We start from the raw sequence: 16,352 nt of genomic DNA on the forward strand, positions 1-16,352 counted from the left end.
TCGGCCTCAGCGTGCGAGGGTGGTGGAAGCAGCGTCGGGCGTGGCGCTCGCCACGGCGGCACCCGCCGGGCTGGCGCCCAGGTCGACCGTGCGCACCTTGTCGCCCACCTTCACGCGCTGCGAGCCTTCCATGAGCACGCGGTCGCCCGCGGCCAGGCCGTCGATCACCTGCCAGCGCGTGCCGATGGCACGGCCGATGCGGATGGGCCGCTTCTGGACCTTGTCCTCGGCATCGATCACCAGCGTGGAGGCGCTGCCGTCGGGCGCGCGCGTGACGGCCTGCTGCGGCACCAGCAGCGCGGCGTCGTTCACGCCTTCCTGCAGCACGGCGCGCACGTACATGCCGGGCATCAGCAGCTTGTCGGGGTTGGGCACCACGGCGCGCAGCGTGACGCTGCCGGTGCCGGCATCGACCGTCACGCCGCTGAAGGTGAGGCGGCCCGCGTGCGGGTAGGGGCTGCCGTCTTCCAGCAGCAGCTGGATGCGCGCCTCGGCCTCGCTGGCGCGCTGCAGCCGGCCGCTGGCCAGCTCGCGCTTCAGACGCAGCAGCTCGCTGCTGGACTGCGTGACGTGCACGTGGATCGGGTCGAGCTGCTGCACGGTGGTCATGGCCGCCGCCTGGTTGGCTGTGACCAGCGCGCCCGGCGTGACCGTGGACAGCTCGGCCCAGCCGGTGATCGGCGAGGTGATGCGCGTGTAGCCCAGCTGGATGCGCGCGGTCTGCTCGGCGGCCCGGGCCACACCGAGGTCGGCCTCGGCCTGCTGCTCGGCGGCCTGGGTCTCGTCGAACACCTGGCGGCTGATGGCGTCGATCTTCACCAGCTCGGCATTGCGCTTGGCCACGGTGCGGGCCGTGGCCAGTGCCGACTCGGCCTTGCGCACGCTGGCCTGCGCGCTGGCATGGGCGGCCTGCAGCGAGGCGGGGTCGAGCTGGTAGAGCACCTGGCCGGCCTTGACCTGCGAGCCTTCGGTGAAGAGCCGCTCCTTGAGGATGCCGCCGACCTGCGGGCGGATCTCGGCGATCACCGGGGCCGCGGTGCGCCCGGGCAGCTCGGTGCTCAGGGCCAGCACCTCGGACTTGAGCGTGACGATGCCGACTTCTTTTGCCGGGGCGTTGGCCGCCTTGGCCGCGCCGGGGGCCTCCACATTGGTGCGCGAGCACCCCGCGAGGGCGGCGGCGATGCACAGGGCCGTGAGGAGCGGGGCGGAGCGGGAGGCAAAGTGGACGGGCATGGACAGGCAGAAGTAACGAAAGCCAAAGATGGAGCGGGCTCGCGCCGTCGAGTTCAATGCCGCGGCGCGAGGGCGGCGAACTTTACAGAGCGGAAACCGTGCCATGTCCCGAGGGGACTGGCGGGTGGCGTCGAGTGTGCGGCCCCACAGTTAAGCGGGTGTGAAGCGGGGCATTGCCCGCATGAAAAACCCGCCTGAAGCGCTCTCTATGGCTTCTTCTTCGCCTGCGCGACCAGGAAATCGACCAGCAGCGGCAGCGGGCCGACCTCGTTGTCGGTGCGGTAGAGGATGCCCAGCGGCGCGATGGGCGCATTCATGCGCAGCGGCAGCTCGGCCACGGCCGCGCGGTCGAGCTGGTCGAGCACGGTACGCGGCACCGGCACCACCACGTCGGGCTGCGAGAGCAGGGCACGCACCAGCTGCGGCGTGAGCACCTGGATGGCATGCGGGCGCGGCACGATCCGTTCGGCGGCCCAGGCGGCCTCCATCACCTGGCGCACCGCGAAGTGCGCGGGCGGCAGCACCCAGCGCGAATCGGCGAGGTCGCGCAGCCGCAGGCGCTTGCGCTGCACGGCCGGGTGGCCGATGCCGGCGATGACCACCACCTCGTCGCTGCGCAGCGGCACGAAGCGGTGGGCGTCGGGCACGCGCGCCGGCTGGCGCAGCAGCACGGCGTCGAAGGCGCCCGCGCGCAGGCCGATCGTGAGCCGCTCGATGTTGCCTTCCTCGATGAACAGGCGCAGCTTGGGGTGTTGGGCATGCAGCAGGTTCAGCGCGGGCTGCAGCACGCTGGCGATGGCCGCCTCGATGGCGCCGATGCGCAGCGCGCGCGTCTCCTGCGCGGCCAGCGCCGCGAGGCCGTCGCTGGCCACCCGCATGGCGTCGATCACCATGCGCGCGTGCAGCGCCAGCAGGCGCCCGGCCTCGGTGATGCGCATGCCGCGCGCGTGGCGCTCGAACAGCGGCGTGTCGAGCAGGCCCTCGACCTCCTGCAGCATCTGCGTGGCCGCCGGCTGGCTGATGTGGATCGCCTCGGCCGCGCGGCGCAGGTGCGAGTGCGCGGCCAGCGCGTCGATGAGCTTCAGGTGGCGCAGGCGCAGGCGCGCGAGCAGCCGCTCGTGCAGCACGGAAGAGGGTGTGGGCGTGTCGGCGGCCATCGATAGGCAATCATTATCAGTCGATGCAAAAGCGATTGGACGCCAATCGATGGCCTTCCTACGCTCACGGGGTCGGGCGGCAGACAAGGGCGCATCGGCTGCCGGCCCGAGGGGGCCGTGCGGACGAAGGGCTCCCGCCCGGCGGGTCCTTCCCTTTCTTGCTTTTCTCACAACACATCACCATGTCCCACCGATTCCGTCCGGCCGCGCGCCTGTGCCTGCCCATCGTCCTTGCCGTCTCGTCCCTGTGCGCCTCGGCGCAGGAGGCGCCTGCTGCGGCCACGCCGCCCGCACCGGCCGCCGCCGTGCCGCTGTACCCGCTGATCGCCGAGCGTTCCAAGGCCATCGAGCAGAAGGTGATCGACTGGCGCCGCGACATCCACCAGCACCCCGAGCTGGGCAACCAGGAAAAGCGCACCGCCGCGCTGGTCGCGGCCCACCTGAAGGCGCTGGGCTACGAGGTGCGCGAAGGCGTGGCCGTGACCGGCGTGGTCGCCACGCTGCGCGGCGGCAAGCCCGGCCCGGTGGTGGCGCTGCGCGCCGACATGGACGCGCTGCCCGTGAAGGAACAGGTCGACGTGCCCTTTGCTTCCAAGGCGCGCGCCCAGTGGGGCTTTGCGACGGTCGACGTCATGCACGCCTGCGGGCACGACGGCCACGTGGCGATCCTCATGGGCGTGGCCGAGGTGCTGGCCTCGATGAAGGCGCAGCTGCCCGGCACCGTGAAGCTGATCTTCCAGCCGGCCGAAGAGAAGCTGCCCAATGCCGAGATCGGCGGCGCGCGCCGCATGCTGGCCGAAGGCGCCTTCGACGCGCCCAAGCCCGACGCGGTGTTCGGCCTGCACCTGGTCTCGGCGCTGAACACCGGGCAGATCGGCTACAAGAGCGGCCCCATCACCGCGAGCTCGGACACCTTCAAGGTCAGCGTGAAGGGCCGCCAGACGCACGGCTCGCAGCCCTGGAGCGGGGTCGACCCGATCGTGCTGGGCTCGCAGATCGTGCTGGGCTTCCAGACCATCGCGAGCCGCCAGGTCAACGTGACCAAGGAGCCCTCGGTGCTCAGCGTGGGCACCTTCAACGCGGGCACGCGCTACAACATCATTCCCGACTCGGTGGAGATGAGCGGCACGCTGCGCACCTACGACGACGAGATGCGCCAGTTCATCATCAAGCGCATGGGCGAGACCGCCTCGCACATCGCGCAAAGCGGCGGCGGCACGGCCGAGGTCCGCGTCGAGGCCGATGGCTACGCCCCCACCGTGAACGACCCGGCCCTGACCGCGAAGATGGTGCCCAGCCTGCAGCGCGTGCCCGGCGCCACGCCGATCGTGATCCCCAAGGGCACGGGCGGCGAAGACTTCTCGTTCTTCGCGCAGAAGGCGCCCGGCCTGTTCGTGATGATCGGCGCCACGCCGCCCGGCCGCGACGCGAACAAGGCCGAGCCCAACCACTCGCCGCGCTTCTTCGTCGACGAGGCCAGCCTGCTGGTGGGCGTGCGCACGCTGACGCAGCTCACGGTGGACTACATGGCGGGCGCGCAGCGCTGACCTGAGCGAATCGGCTGCTCCAGCGCATCCGAAAGCGGAAACAGGTGCTGCGCGATGAAGTCCACGAACACACGGATCCTGGGCGACAGCTGCCGGCTCGACGGCCACAGCACGTGGAAGATCATGTGTTCGCGGTTGTAGTCGTCCAGCACCGTGACCAGGCGGCCCTGTTCCAGTTGCGGGCGCACGGCGATCTCCGGCACGCAGGCAATGCCCAGCCCCTGCTCGGCAAAGCAGACCTGCGGATCGAGCGTGTTGGTCACCATGCTGGCCGGCAGGTCGATGGCGGGCGCGCCGGCCGCCAGGCCCAACGGCCACACGTCCAGCTTGCCGGTGCTGGGAAAGCGATAGAGCAGGCAGGCGTGGCTTGCCAGGTCTTGCGGTTCGCGCGGCACGCCGGCCCGGCGAAAGTAGGCCGGCGCACCGACGATCACCTTGCGGCAGGAGCCGATGCGGCGCGCCATCAACCGTGAATCGCTGGGCTCGCCGGTGCGGATGACCGCGTCGAAGCCTTCCTCGATGACGTCCACCAGCCGGTCGGCGTAGTCGATGTCCAGTTCGATGTCGGGGTAGAGCCGCTTGAACGCCGCCAGCTTGGGCATGAACAGCGTGCCCACCGACGGCAGGCTGATGCGCAGCTTGCCGCGAGGTGCGCTCTGTGTCTGTAGCAGTTCCGCTTCGGCCGATTCCACCTCGCAGAGGATGCGCCGGCAGCGCTCCAGGAACAGCGCGCCTTCCGGCGTCAGGTGGACGGTGCGCGTGGAGCGATGGAACAGCCGCACGCCCAGCCGTTCTTCGAGCCGCACGATGGCCTTGCTGACGGCCGAGGCCGAGATGCCCAGCTGCTGCCCCGCGGCGGTGAAGCTGCGCGTTTCGCCGGCGCGAACGAAGACGTTCAGCGAACCCAGGTTTTCCATGGAGCGACTTTGATTGATGACTGGAGAGTCATATGTATTTGAAACTTTAGCCCATTTTTCATTGATGCATTCCCGCCCACACTGCGGTGAACGCCAACGCGGGCCACCCGGCCAACGCGGGCACAGACGATGGAAAACAACTGAATGACCACCACAACCGCCACCGGGGGCGAGCGCACTGAACGACTGCCCGTGGCCGCCTTGCTGGCCCTGTCGATGACCGGCTTCCTGGCACTGCTGACGGAAACGATGCCGGCCGGCATGCTCTTGCGCATCAGCCAGGACCTGGGCGTGTCGGAAGCGCTCGCGGGCCAGTTCGTGACCCTCTATGCCATCGGCTCGCTGGTTGCGGCCATCCCGCTGACGGCGGCGACGCTGGGCTGGCGGCGCCGACCGTTGCTGATCGCGGCGCTGGTCGCCGTGCTGGCCTTCAACACGCTCACGGCGCTGACGTCGAGCTATCCAGTCGCGCTGGTTGCGCGTTTCATGGCCGGCATGGCGGGCGGCCTGATCTGGGGGATGCTGGCGGGCTATGCGCGGCGCATGGTGCCCGAGCACCTCAAGGGGCGCGCGCTGGCAGTGGCCGGGCTGGGCGCACCGCTGGCGTTGTCGCTGGGCGTCCCGCTGGGGACGTTGATGGGCGCCACGCTGGGCTGGCGCACCGCGTTCGGCGGCATGTCGCTGCTCACGCTGGCGGTGATGGCCTGGGTCTTCCTGCAGGTGCCCGACTATCCGGGGCAGGCGGCCGAAAAGCGCGCGCCGGTGCGCCGGGTCTTCGTCACGCCCGGCGTGCGACCGGTGCTGGCGGTGCTTGCGCTGTGGGTGCTGGCGCACAGCATTCTCTACACCTACGTGATGCCGTTCCTGGCGCCGGCCGGCCTGTCCGATCGGGTCGATGCGGTGCTGCTGGTCTTCGGCGTGGCATCGCTGGCCGGCATCTGGATCAGCGGGCTGCTCATCGACCGCATGCTGCGCTCGCTGGTGCTGCTCGCCCTCGCGGGCTTTGCGCTGGCGTCGCTGGCCCTGGGCGTCGCCGGCACGCAACCGGTGGTGGTCTATGTCGCGGTGGCCGCGTGGGGGCTGACCTTCGGCGGCTCCGGGGCCTTGCTGCAGACCGCGTCGGCCGAAGCAGCCGGCCCCGGCGCGGACGTGGCGCAATCCATTCTCGTGACGGTGTGGAACATCGCCATCGCGGGCGGCGGCATCGTCGGTGGCGTGCTGCTGGAGACATCGGGCGTCGGCGCTTTTCCATGGGCACTGCTGGTGCTGCTGCTTCCCGGCCTTTTGATTGCCTGGACATCGCGTGCGCACGGGTTTCCCGCGAAGCCACACCGGTCGTCGCACTGATTCCGAAGAGCGCGCGGCATTTCGCGCGCAACCGCCTCAGGCGCTTTCGCGCTGCTCGATGTGGAACGGGATCATCACCGTCTCCGCCGGCGGGGGCTCGCTCAGAGCCAGTTGCCGCCCTGCGGCATCTGGATCTGCTCGGCCGGGTCGCCGCCCGTCACGAACGAGCCGATGACGATGCTCAGCAGCGAGACGAAGATGCTCGCGAACAGCGCGGTCCAGAAGCCCGACACCTTGAAGCCCTTCACCAGCGCCGCCACCAGCAGGATCATCAGCGCGTTGATGACCAGCAGGAACAGGCCGAAGGTCAGCAGCGTCAGCGGCAGCGTCAGGAAGATCAGCAGCGGCTTGACGATGGCGTTGGCCAGCCCGAGCAGCAGCGCCGACACGATCAGCGCCGAGGTGCTGTCGAACTTGAGTCCCTTGAAGAGATGGCTGGCGACCCACAGCGAGATGCCGGTGATGGCCCAGTGGACGAGGAAAGGGGTGATGTTGTTCAGCATGGCATGCGGTGTGTGTCGGCAGCCCGCATGGTAAACGGGGCGTCGCGACGGACCGCTGCGCGGGGCGGGCGGATTTTCTGCGGTTACTTCCCGAAACCATGGCCGACAGGCCGTTAAGATCGCGAACTTCCGGCGCCTGCGCAGGCGCCTGTCTCCATCTTTCTCTGGTTTGGCCGAATCCACCACGGTCATGCATCCATGGCGAATGCGTCGATCGCAAGCGTGACACCCGCTCCGGCGTCGGCCGACGAGGCCGAGTCGTGGGTGCGCGGGGAACTCATCCGCAGCCTGATGCGCTCGGCGCGCGGCTCCTACCTCGTCTCGGCGGCGCTCATGCCCGCCATGGTCGGCCTGAGCTGGGGCCACGTGCCCCGCTGGGAGCTGCTGACCTGGCTGGCCGCCGGCATCATCGCCACCGCCTGCCGGGCCTGGGGCGCGCGCGTGTACGCCGTGCGCTATGCGGGGCGCAGCGCGGTCGCACAGCAGCAGTTCACCGACCGCTACGGCTTCGTGTGGAGCACGAGCGCGGTGGTCTGGGGCTGCTCGGTGCTGCTGTTCTTCGAGCGCACGCCGCAGGTCAACCAGTTCATGAGCTGGCTCATCGTGGCCGGCGTGGGCACCTTCCCGCTCAACGGGCTGGCGCTGCACCCGCCGCTGCTCAAGCGCTACGTCAACACGCTGTTCATCACCATGCTGGGCGCGGTGCTGGTGCGCCTCGTGGCCGTCACCATGCAGCACCCGCATTTCCAGTACGGCTACCTCATGCCGCTGCTGCCGGCGCTGCACTGGTTCCTGCTGCTGCGCGCCGGCCGCAACATCCATGAGACCGCGCGCAACAGCCTGGAGCTGCTGTTCCACAACCACATCCTGATCAAGTCGCTCACGCAGCAGCGGCAGGCGGCGGTGTCGGCCGTGGCCATGAAGAACCGCTTCCTGGCCAGCGCCGCGCACGACATGCGCCAGCCCGTGCTGGCGCTGTCGCTGTACGCCGACTGGCTGCGCAACGAGCCCGAGCTGGTGCTCGAACTGGCCCCGAAGATCGTGCGCGCCACCCACGCGGTGAATGCGCTGTTCGACTCCATGTTCGACCTGGCGCGCATCGACGCGGGCCAGGTGCGCCTGCACATCGAGCGCGTCGACGTGGCCGAGCTGCTGCATGACCTCGAGCTGCAGTACCGCCCCGTGGCCGAGAGCCGGGGCCTGGACTTCCGGGTGCACGTGACCGAGGGCTCGTTCCTCACCGACCCGATCCGCGTGCGCCGCATGATCGGCAACCTGCTGGCCAATGCCATCAAGTACACGACCGAAGGCGGCGTGCTGCTGGCCGCGCGCCAGACCCGCGAGGGCATGCGCGTGGAGGTGTGGGACACCGGCATCGGCATCGCGCCCGAGCACCTGCGCGACGTGTTCCTGGAGTTCTACAAGGTCGCCGACCACGCCGGCACCTCCGACGGCTTCGGCCTCGGCCTGGCCATCGTCGCACGGCTGTCGCACGTGCTTGGGCACCCGGTCAGCGTGCGTTCGCGCCTGGGCAGCGGCAGCGTGTTCCGCGTGGCGCTGCACGACGCCGACGAGGCGGTGGCGCAGGCGCGGGTGAGTGCGTCGGGCGGCTGAGCGACGGTTGTTGCCCCGGCCATAAAAAAACCGCGCACGAGGCGCGGTTCCTGATCAAGCCAGCAGCTTCGCGGGCTCAGCCCGACAGCAATCCATTCGTCCGTGCATAGTGAAGGGCCTGCGTACGGCTCTTCACGCCCAGACGGCGGAACAGGCGCCACAGGTGCACCTTCACCGTGTGTTCGCTGATCTCCAGGTCGGTCGCGATGTCGCGGTTGCTCATGCCCTTGTCGAGCATGGCGATCAGCTGGGTCTGGCGCTTGGAGAGCTTGCCGCTGTTAGCGGCCGGCATCTCCTCGGTGTCGTCTTCCGACCCGGCCATCAGCAGGCCGCGCAGGGCGGCTGCCAGCTCGTTGGAGCTGGCCGACTTCTCGATGTAGGTATCAGCGCCAGCCTCGATGCAGGCGTCTTCCATGTCGGCGGCCGGGGCTGCCGAGTACACGGCGATCGGCACGTTCGGATAGACCTGCTTGACCGCGATCACGCCCGAGACGCCATTGGTGTCCGGCAGCTTCAGGTCCAGGCAGAAGAGAGTGGGCGCGCCACGCTGCTGGACCGAACTGGCGAGCTTGTCGAGCCGCTCGAGCTCGACGATGTTCTCGGCGGGGCGCAGGCGACGCAGGACCATCACGATCGCGTCGCGCATCAGGGGGTGGTCGTCGATGACATAAATGCTCATGTTTTCTTCCTTTGTGATCGCACCGTCTTCTCTCTTGTCACACCCGCCGGCGGATGGCCCGCGGGTTGTTGCCGGATCAATGTCCCTGGGTGGTGGACGTTGCCTCCGCCAGTGCCTCCAGCGCCTCGGTGGCGGCGCGAGCCTGTTGCGCGTCGACCGGTTCGAGCTGCGCGGCCAGTGCCGTGAGCGCCGCGCCGCGTTGCGCCTGCAAGTCGGCGATGGTACGGCCCGCTTCCTGCGGCGACGCGAATCCACGGCTTTGCAAAAGGGTTTCGCCGCGCGCATCGAGCAGCTTGAAATAGAAAAGGCCGTCGGCCTTCTCGCGGTATTGCTTGAAGCTGGGCTTTGCCACCTTGGCGGCCTTGGCACCGGCGCCGTCGCGGCCTGCCGCAAGGTTGCGCAGGCCGACCGCGTGGCGCAGCGAGGTCATGAAGGGGCGCGACAGCTTGCGCGCCTTCTCGGCGCCCAGCAGCAGGATGCGTTCGATCTCGGCCGGGTCGTTCATGAGCGCTTCGTAGCGCGCGCGCAGCGGCGCCACCTCGCGGTCGATGCGCTCGAACAGCACCTGCTTGGCGTCGCCCCAGGCGATGCCGTCGGCGTACGCCTTGCGCAGCGCTTCGGTTTCTTCGGCGCTGGCGAAGGCCTGGTAGATCTGGAACAGGGCCGAGCCCTCGGTGTCCTTGGGCTCGCCGGGCGCGCGCGAGTCGGTGACGATGCTGGCGATCTGCTTTTGCAGCTGCGCGCGCGGCGCGAACAGCGGGATCGTGTTGTTGTAGCTCTTGCTCATCTTGCGGCCATCGAGGCCGGGCAAGGTGGCGACCGCATCGTCGATCTCGGCGTCGGGCAGCGTGAAGTGCTCGCCGTACTGGTGGTTGAAGCGCTGCGCCATGTCGCGCGCCATCTCGATGTGCTGCACCTGGTCGCGGCCCACGGGCACCTTGTGGGCGTTGAACATCAGGATGTCGGCGCCCATCAGCACGGGGTACATGAACAGGCCGGCCGTGACGTCGGCATCGGGCTCTTCGCCCTTGGCGATGTTCTTGTCGAGCTGGGCCTTGTAGGCATGGGCGCGGTTGAGCACGCCCTTGCCGGTGACGCAGGTCAGGAACCAGGTGAGCTCGGTGATCTCGGCGATGTCCGACTGGCGATAGAAGGTGACGCGTTCGGGGTCGAGCCCGCAGGCCAGCCAGCTGGCGGCAATTTCGAGCGTGGAGCGCTGGATGAGCGCCGGCTCCTGCACCTTGATGAGCGCGTGGTAGTCGGCCAGGAAGAAGTAGCTCTCGACGCCGGCCGCGACGCTCTGGCGCACCGAGTGGCGGATGGAGCCGACGTAGTTGCCGAGGTGGGGCGTACCCGACGGCGTGATGCCGGTCAGGACGCGCAGGGGAGCTGGAGAAGACGAAGCCATGGGACGGAAGGAGAAACTTAGAGCAGCATTGCCTTGAGCGGCGTGATGAGCAGGTTGACCACGAAGTAGCCGGCATCCATCAGCGGGCGCAGCCAGTAGTTGCTGACGATGCCGGCGAGCACCAGCGCCATCACGATGAAGAAACCGTAGGGCTCGATGCGCGCCAGGAAATTCTGCGCCGGGCCGCTGGGCAGCAGGCCGGCCAGCACGCGGCCGCCGTCGAGCGGGGGCAGCGGGAACAGGTTGAAGGCCCACATCACGAGGTTGACCAGCACGCCGCCCTGGCACATCTTGATGAAAAAGGTTTCACTGACGCCGGCCGCGACGATCACGATGAGCAGCACGGCCCACAGGATGGCCTGGATGAAGTTGGAGGCCGGGCCCGCGAGCGCGACCCACACCATGTCGCGCTTGGGATGGCGCAGGCGGTTGAAGTTGACCGGCACCGGCTTGGCATAGCCGAACAAGAAGGCGCCCGAGGTCGCGAAGTACAGCATCAACGGCATCAGGATGGTCCCGATGGGGTCGATGTGCTTCATGGGGTTGAGCGTCACGCGACCCATCATGGCGGCGGTGTTGTCCCCGAAGTGGCGCGCCACGTAGCCATGCGCCGCTTCGTGCACGGTGATCGCGAAGATCACCGGCAGTGCGTAAATCAGAACCGTCTGTATCAGATTGGAAATATCCACTGCGCGATTGTGTCAGAGAGGAAAGAGGCGGCCGAGCCGTTCGTCAGAGGCCAAGCACCGCGAGCGCACCCCGGCCCTGGCGCACCACGACCGGGTCGTCGCCCGAGCCCATGGGCGTGAGGTCGACCACGGTGGTCGGCTGCGACGGGCAGGCGCCGGCGTCGATGACGGCGCCGATCTGCTTTTCGAAGCGCTCGCGGATTTCCTGCGCATCGTTCAGCGCCTCGGTCTCGCCGGGGGCGATGAGGGTGGTGGCCAGCAGCGGTGCGCCGTGCAGTTCCAGCAGCTCCAGCAGCACCTTGTGGTCGGGCACGCGCAGGCCGATGGTCTTGCGCTGCGGATGGCTCACGCGGCGCGGCACTTCCTTGGTGGCTTCGAGCAGGAAGGTGTAGGGGCCGGGCGTGGCGGCCTTGAGCAGGCGGTACTGCTTGTTGTCGACGCGCGCGTAGTTGGCCAGCTCGCTCAGGTCGCGGCACAGCAGCGTGAGGTGGTGCTTGTCGTCGACCTGGCGGATGCGGCGCAGCTGGTCGACCGCGTCCTTGTCGTCCAGGTGGCAGGCCAGCGCGTAGCTGGAGTCGGTGGGCACCGCCACGACCTCGCCGCGCGCGAGCAGCGCCACGGCCTGCTTCAAGAGGCGCTGCTGGGGGTTCTCGGGGTGGACTTCGAAGTACTGGGCCATGGTGAATTGCTCCTGATCAGGATTCCGCCGGTTCGATCGGCACGCGCCGCTCGCGCACGGTGAGCCACGCACCGGCGGCGCCGCACACGGCGATCATCGCCATGCCGATCAGCGAGAAGCGGTCGGGCACGTGGGAAAAGATGAGCCAGCCGCCCAGCATCGCGAAGGCGATCTGCGCGTACAGGTACGGGGTGAGGGTGGACGCCGGCGCGCGCTGATAAGCCAGGATCAGCATGAAGTGGCCCACCGTGCCCATGAAACCCATGAGGCACAGCAGCGCCCACCATTCCCACGAGGGCAGGGCGGTCCAGGCGAAGGGCACGGCCACCGAGGCCAGCAGCGTCCCGACCCAGCCCGTGTAGAAGTGCATGGTCAGCGGGTTCTCGGTCTGCGCGAGCTTGCTGGTGAGCACCTGGAACCAGGCGTTGGTCAGCACCAGCCCCAGCGGCAGCAGCACGGCCCAGCTGAAGCTGCCGCCGCCCGGACGCAGGATGACCAGCGTGCCGATGAAGCCGCCGGCCACCAGCGTCCAGCGCAGCGGCGACACCTGCTCCTTGAGCGTGGTGGCGGCCAGCAGCGTGATCACCAGCGGCGCGATCAGCACGATCGACGTGAACTCGGCCAACGGCATGTAGCGCAGGCTCAAAAAGGCAAAGAGGCTCGAGCCCAGCAGCAGCGCCCCGCGCAGCGCCTGGTAGCGCGGGTGCTGCGTGCGCAGCAGGGCCGTGCCGCGCAGCGGCAGCAGCACCAGCGTGGTGGCGATGGCCTGGAAGGCATAGCGGAACCACACGCCCATGAGGATCGGCACGGCCAGCGTCGAGTACTTGGTGGCGGTGTCGAGCGTGGCGAAGCAGGCCACCGCCAGGATGACCAGCCCGATGCCCGCCAGGATGCGTTCGGATTCGGTGCGGCGGCGGGTCTGCGCTGCGGCGCGTGCCTGGGCCAGCGCGGCGCTGGCCGCGTTGTCGATGCCGGGCCCGGGGCTCTGGCTCACTGCTGGATGCGGTGGCCGAGCAGTTCCCACACCGGCGTGAGGCTGCCGGGCAACGGTGGCAGCTTGCCGAGATCGCAGTGGCTCTCGTCGGGGCTGTGGAAATCGCTGCCGCGCGAGGCGGCGAAATCGAACTCGAGCGCTTTGTCGGCGTACTCGACGAACTCGGCCGGCGTGTGGCTGCCCGTGACGACTTCAATCGCCTGGCCGCCGTGCGCCTTGAATTCGAGGAACAGCGCGTACTCCTCGTTGGCCGTGAACTTGTAGCGGCCCGGATGCGCGATCACGGCCATGCCCTTGGCGGCGGTGATCCAGTGCACGGCGTCCTTCAGCGAGGCCCAGCGGTGCGGCACGTAGCCGGGCTTGCCTTCGGTGAGGAACTTGCGGAACACCTCGGGGGTGTCGCGGCAATGGCCCTGTTCGACCAGGAAGCGCGCGAAGTGCGTGCGCGAAATCAGCTCGGGGTTGCCGACGAACTTGAGCGCGCCTTCGTAGGCGCCGTGGATGCCGACCTTGGCCAGCCCCTCGGACATTTCCTGCGCGCGCTTGCCGCGCCCGCCGCGCGTGTCGTACAGGCCCTGAGACATGGCGGCGTCGTCGGGGTCGAAGCCCAGGCCGACGATGTGCACGGTTTCGTTCGCGAAGGTCACCGAGATCTCGGTGCCGGTGAGGTAGCGCATGCCGTTTTCGCGCGCGGCCGCGGCAGCGCGGTGCTGGCCGCCGACCTCGTCGTGGTCGGTGAGGGCCCAGAGCTCGACCCCGTTGGCGGCGGCGCGGGCGGCCAGCGCTTCGGGCGTCAATGTGCCGTCGGAGACCACGGAGTGGCAGTGAAGATCGGCATTGAGAGTAGAAGACACCGGCCGATTCTAGGCGCTCTCGTCCGCCGACACCGGCGTGTGGATGCTTTGCGGTGCTACTAGATAAATAGCATTAACCTCATCGCCCAAGCGGCTTGGCGCTTGGCCGCTCAGGCGCGCAGGTCGTGCCTGACGAGGTCGGCGGCGCGCTCGGCGATCATGATGATCGGCGCGTTCGTGTTGCCCGACACCAGCCGCGGCATCACCGAGCCGTCCACCACGCGCAGCCCTTGCAGTCCGTGGACCCGCAGGCGGGCATCGACCACCGCTGCGGTGTCGTCGGCGGGGCCCATGGCGCAGGTGCCCACCGGGTGGAAGATGCTGCCGGCGCGGCGGCGCACCCAGTCCAGCAGCTGCGCGTCGCTGGCCAGCGCGGGCCCGGGTTCGTGCTCCTGCGCCAAGTAGCGCGCCAGCGGCGGCGCGGCGGCAATCTCGCGCATCTTGCGCACCAGCCGCACGGCCAGCGCGCGGTCGGCTTCGTGCGACAGGTAGCGCGGCTGGATCGACGGCGCCGCCAGCGGATCGGCCGAGCGCAGCATGATCTCGCCGCGGCTGTGCGGGCGCAGCAGGCAGGCCGACAGCGTCACGCCCGGGAACGGATGCGGCGGCTGGTGCGGCCGTTCGAAGCTCACCAGCCCGAAGTGGATCTGCGCATCGGGCCACCCCGCGGCGTCGTCGCCCGCCGCAAAGAAGGCGCCGGCGCGGTAGACGCCGCCGTTGAGCGCGCCGCCGCGCGTCAGCAGGTAGCGCATGAACTCGCGCGCGCTGCGCCAGCGGCTGTGGGCGATGTCGTTGAGCGTCTCGATGCCGTGGCAGCGGTAGCTGGGCCGCACCTGCAGGTGGTCCTGCAGGTTGCGACCCACGCCCTCGAGCGGCGCCACCACCGGCAGGCCCAGGCGGCCCAGCAACCCGGCCGGCCCCACGCCCGAGAGCTGCAGCAGCTGCGGCGACTGGATGGCGCCGGCGCTCAGGATCACCTCGTGCCGCGCCGAGACGCGTTCGGCCTTGCCGTCGCGCACACAGTCCACGCCGACGGCGCGCCGCCCCTCGAAGCACACGCGGGTCGCCTGCGCGCCCGACAGCACGCGCAGGTTGGGCCGGCCCCGCGCCGGCGCCAGGAAGGCCCGCCCGGTGTCCATGCGCCGGCCGTGGCGCGTCGTCATCCGGAAGTAGCCGGCGCCGCTGTTGTCGCCGCCGTTGAAGTCGGCCGTGGGCGCGATGCCGGCATGCGCCGCCGCGGCGATGAAGGCATCGGACAGGGCATCGCGCGGCAGTTCGGACACCCACAGCGGCCCGTCGGCCGCGGGCTGCGACCGGTCGAAGTAGGGGCGCACGCTGTCCCAGTCCCAGCCCGGGTTGCCCAGGGCGGCCCACTGGTCGTAGTCGGCGCGATGGCCGCGCAGGTACAGCATGCCGTTGATGAGGCTGGAGCCGCCCGGCCCCCGCCCGCGCGGCCAGGGCAGGCGGCGCCGCGCCATGTCGGGCTCGGGGTCGGTTTCGAAGCGCCAGTCGTGCCGGGGGTGGCCCACGGTCTTGAAGTAGCCGATGGGAATGCGCAGCCACGGGTTGCGCGAGGGCCGCCCCGCCTCGACCAGCACCACCTGCAGCGCGGGGTCTTCGCTCAGGCGGGCGGCCAGCACGCAGCCCGCCGAGCCGCCGCCGACGATCACGATGTCTGCCTGCATCGCGCGCTCAGTCGGCCTTGATGCTGGCGTTGCGGCCCAGGCGCAGCCACTTGTCCGACTCGGCCGCCAGCACGGTGCGAAAGCGCGCCGGCGTCATCGGCTCCGGCTCGAGCGCCAGCGTGGCCAGGCGTTCGCGCACCTCGGGCGCGGCCAGCGCCTTGGCGAGCGCGTCGCTGAGCCGCTCGACGATCTCGCGCGGCGTGCCGCTGCGCACCGTCATGCCGTCGAAGGAGCGCAGCTCGAAGCCGGCGTAGCCCTGCTCGATCATCGTGGGCACGGCGGGCAGGGCCGGCAGGCGGTGCGCACCGGTCACCGCGAGCGCGCGCAGCTTGCCGGCCTGGATGTGGGGCAGCGCCGCCGACGCGGTCAGGAACATGGTGTCCAGGCGGCCAGCCAGCAGGTCGCCCACCGCCATCGGGAACTGGTTGTACGGCACGTGCGTGAGCTGGCTGCCGGTCTGCTGGGCGAACAGCGCGCCGGCCAGGTGCGCCGGCGTGCCGTTGCCGCCGGAGCCGAAGCTCAGCGTGCCCGGCCGGGCCTTGGCCGCAGCCTCCAGCTCGCGCGGCGAGCCCAGCGTCGAGGCGGCGGGCGCCACCAGCACGTTGTAGCTCCAGGCCGTCATGCCGACCGGCTCCAGGCTCTTGAGCAGGTCGAGCGACTGGCCGGGGAACAGCAGCGGCGCCACCAGCGAGGCCGACGACAGCATGTAGACCGTGTAGCCGTCGGCCGGCTGGCGCAGCACCTCGCCCAGGCCCACGGTGCCGGCCGCGCCCGGCCGGTTCTCGACGAACACGGTCTGGCCCAGCCCGCCCGCCATGCGCTCGGCCACCACGCGGCCCGCCACGTCCGCCGGCGTGCCGGGCGCCCACGGCACGATCAGGCGCACGGGCCGGGTCGGGTACGCCTGGGCCGCGGCGCCGGCGGGCAGCAGCCCGGCCAGCAGGGCGGCGGCCATGAGGGCGGCGCAAAGGGATCGCTTCGTCGGTTCGGTCATCGCGGGTCTCCGGGGTGCCAGGGCGGTGGGCGGATTCTGGGCAGGCCGGGGG

The 16,352-nt window shown here is 69.8% G+C and carries 15 protein-coding genes; 3 read left to right on the forward strand and 12 right to left on the reverse strand.

Annotated elements, in window-relative coordinates; translation table 11 throughout:
* Nucleotides 1–6: 6 nt before the first annotated feature.
* The gene (locus AC07XP_RS26445; protein WP_495266351.1) at nucleotides 7–1,233 is read right to left on the reverse strand and encodes an efflux RND transporter periplasmic adaptor subunit; all 1,227 of its coding nucleotides are present in this window, start codon (nucleotides 1,231–1,233) and stop codon (nucleotides 7–9) included.
* 206 nt (nucleotides 1,234–1,439) lie between these two features.
* On the reverse strand, nucleotides 1,440–2,390 hold the full coding sequence (locus AC07XP_RS26450; RefSeq protein ID WP_495266352.1) for a LysR substrate-binding domain-containing protein: 951 nt from the start codon (nucleotides 2,388–2,390) through the stop codon (nucleotides 1,440–1,442).
* A gap of 182 nt (nucleotides 2,391–2,572) precedes the next feature.
* On the opposite strand from AC07XP_RS26450, the gene AC07XP_RS26455 reads away from it, so the two are divergent.
* Nucleotides 2,573–3,937, forward strand: a complete 1,365-nt coding sequence (locus AC07XP_RS26455; protein ID WP_095946653.1) for an amidohydrolase — start codon at nucleotides 2,573–2,575, stop codon at nucleotides 3,935–3,937.
* Here AC07XP_RS26455 and AC07XP_RS26460 read toward each other — a convergent pair.
* A complete protein-coding gene (locus AC07XP_RS26460; protein WP_495266353.1) occupies nucleotides 3,913–4,854 on the reverse strand; it encodes a LysR family transcriptional regulator in 942 nt (313 codons plus the stop codon). The genes AC07XP_RS26455 and AC07XP_RS26460 overlap by 25 nt on opposite strands.
* Nucleotides 4,855–4,998: 144 nt before the next feature.
* On the opposite strand from AC07XP_RS26460, the gene AC07XP_RS26465 reads away from it, so the two are divergent.
* Nucleotides 4,999–6,201 carry an MFS transporter gene (locus AC07XP_RS26465; RefSeq protein ID WP_495266354.1) on the forward strand — a complete coding sequence of 401 codons (1,203 nt, stop codon included), beginning with the start codon at nucleotides 4,999–5,001 and terminating at the stop codon, nucleotides 6,199–6,201.
* A 101-nt stretch (nucleotides 6,202–6,302) separates the two neighbouring features.
* Here AC07XP_RS26465 and AC07XP_RS26470 read toward each other — a convergent pair whose 3' ends face one another.
* Nucleotides 6,303–6,704 (reverse strand): phage holin family protein, encoded by a 402-nt coding sequence (locus tag AC07XP_RS26470; protein WP_062482043.1) that lies wholly within the window; start codon nucleotides 6,702–6,704, stop codon nucleotides 6,303–6,305.
* A 198-nt stretch (nucleotides 6,705–6,902) separates the two neighbouring features.
* On the opposite strand from AC07XP_RS26470, the gene shkS reads away from it, so the two are divergent.
* Complete coding sequence (gene shkS, locus AC07XP_RS26475) at nucleotides 6,903–8,318, forward strand: surface-behavior sensor histidine kinase ShkS (RefSeq protein ID WP_070061585.1); 1,416 nt, start codon at nucleotides 6,903–6,905, stop codon at nucleotides 8,316–8,318.
* A gap of 76 nt (nucleotides 8,319–8,394) precedes the next feature.
* Here shkS and AC07XP_RS26480 read toward each other — a convergent pair whose 3' ends face one another.
* From AC07XP_RS26480 to AC07XP_RS26515, 8 genes are all read right to left on the reverse strand, one after another.
* Nucleotides 8,395–8,997: a LuxR C-terminal-related transcriptional regulator gene (locus tag AC07XP_RS26480; RefSeq protein ID WP_056578680.1), complete on the reverse strand. Its 603-nt coding sequence runs from the start codon at nucleotides 8,995–8,997 to the stop codon at nucleotides 8,395–8,397.
* A gap of 76 nt (nucleotides 8,998–9,073) precedes the next feature.
* Complete coding sequence (locus AC07XP_RS26485) at nucleotides 9,074–10,405, reverse strand: tryptophan--tRNA ligase (protein WP_095744105.1); 1,332 nt, start codon at nucleotides 10,403–10,405, stop codon at nucleotides 9,074–9,076.
* 17 nt (nucleotides 10,406–10,422) lie between these two features.
* Nucleotides 10,423–11,094, reverse strand: a complete 672-nt coding sequence (locus AC07XP_RS26490; protein ID WP_062482125.1) for a site-2 protease family protein — start codon at nucleotides 11,092–11,094, stop codon at nucleotides 10,423–10,425.
* Nucleotides 11,095–11,137: 43 nt separating this feature from the next.
* Nucleotides 11,138–11,773 (reverse strand): L-threonylcarbamoyladenylate synthase, encoded by a 636-nt coding sequence (locus tag AC07XP_RS26495; RefSeq protein ID WP_159278054.1) that lies wholly within the window; start codon nucleotides 11,771–11,773, stop codon nucleotides 11,138–11,140.
* A gap of 16 nt (nucleotides 11,774–11,789) precedes the next feature.
* The gene (locus AC07XP_RS26500; protein WP_495266355.1) at nucleotides 11,790–12,767 is read right to left on the reverse strand and encodes a DMT family transporter; all 978 of its coding nucleotides are present in this window, start codon (nucleotides 12,765–12,767) and stop codon (nucleotides 11,790–11,792) included.
* Nucleotides 12,764–13,621: a 3',5'-nucleoside bisphosphate phosphatase gene (locus tag AC07XP_RS26505; protein WP_062482136.1), complete on the reverse strand. Its 858-nt coding sequence runs from the start codon at nucleotides 13,619–13,621 to the stop codon at nucleotides 12,764–12,766. The genes AC07XP_RS26500 and AC07XP_RS26505 overlap by 4 nt, the downstream gene beginning before the upstream one ends.
* A 110-nt stretch (nucleotides 13,622–13,731) precedes the next feature.
* Nucleotides 13,732–15,306, reverse strand: coding sequence for a GMC family oxidoreductase (locus AC07XP_RS26510; RefSeq protein WP_495266356.1), 1,575 nt, complete (start codon nucleotides 15,304–15,306; stop codon nucleotides 13,732–13,734).
* Between the two features lie 7 nt (nucleotides 15,307–15,313).
* Nucleotides 15,314–16,300 carry a Bug family tripartite tricarboxylate transporter substrate binding protein gene (locus tag AC07XP_RS26515; RefSeq protein WP_495266357.1) on the reverse strand — a complete coding sequence of 329 codons (987 nt, stop codon included), beginning with the start codon at nucleotides 16,298–16,300 and terminating at the stop codon, nucleotides 15,314–15,316.
* Nucleotides 16,301–16,352 lie beyond the last annotated feature (52 nt).

It is taken from the genome of Variovorax sp. GW531-E2, assembly GCF_059423125.1.

Excerpts from the sequence above, each read along its gene's own strand:
- AC07XP_RS26485 (WP_095744105.1), bottom strand. The coding sequence starts at position 10,405 with ATGGCTTCGTCTTCTCCAGCTCCCCTGCGCGTCCTGACCGGCATCACG.
- AC07XP_RS26450 (WP_495266352.1), bottom strand. The coding sequence starts at position 2,390 with ATGGCCGCCGACACGCCCACACCCTCTTCCGTGCTGCACGAGCGGCTG.
- AC07XP_RS26455 (WP_095946653.1), top strand. The coding sequence starts at position 2,573 with ATGTCCCACCGATTCCGTCCGGCCGCGCGCCTGTGCCTGCCCATCGTC.
- AC07XP_RS26470 (WP_062482043.1), bottom strand. The coding sequence starts at position 6,704 with ATGCTGAACAACATCACCCCTTTCCTCGTCCACTGGGCCATCACCGGC.
- AC07XP_RS26510 (WP_495266356.1), bottom strand. The coding sequence starts at position 15,306 with ATGCAGGCAGACATCGTGATCGTCGGCGGCGGCTCGGCGGGCTGCGTG.
- shkS (WP_070061585.1), top strand. The coding sequence starts at position 6,903 with ATGGCGAATGCGTCGATCGCAAGCGTGACACCCGCTCCGGCGTCGGCC.
- AC07XP_RS26515 (WP_495266357.1), bottom strand. The coding sequence starts at position 16,300 with ATGACCGAACCGACGAAGCGATCCCTTTGCGCCGCCCTCATGGCCGCC.
- AC07XP_RS26445 (WP_495266351.1), bottom strand. The coding sequence starts at position 1,233 with ATGCCCGTCCACTTTGCCTCCCGCTCCGCCCCGCTCCTCACGGCCCTG.
- AC07XP_RS26480 (WP_056578680.1), bottom strand. The coding sequence starts at position 8,997 with ATGAGCATTTATGTCATCGACGACCACCCCCTGATGCGCGACGCGATC.
- AC07XP_RS26460 (WP_495266353.1), bottom strand. The coding sequence starts at position 4,854 with ATGGAAAACCTGGGTTCGCTGAACGTCTTCGTTCGCGCCGGCGAAACG.
- AC07XP_RS26495 (WP_159278054.1), bottom strand. The coding sequence starts at position 11,773 with ATGGCCCAGTACTTCGAAGTCCACCCCGAGAACCCCCAGCAGCGCCTC.
- AC07XP_RS26465 (WP_495266354.1), top strand. The coding sequence starts at position 4,999 with ATGACCACCACAACCGCCACCGGGGGCGAGCGCACTGAACGACTGCCC.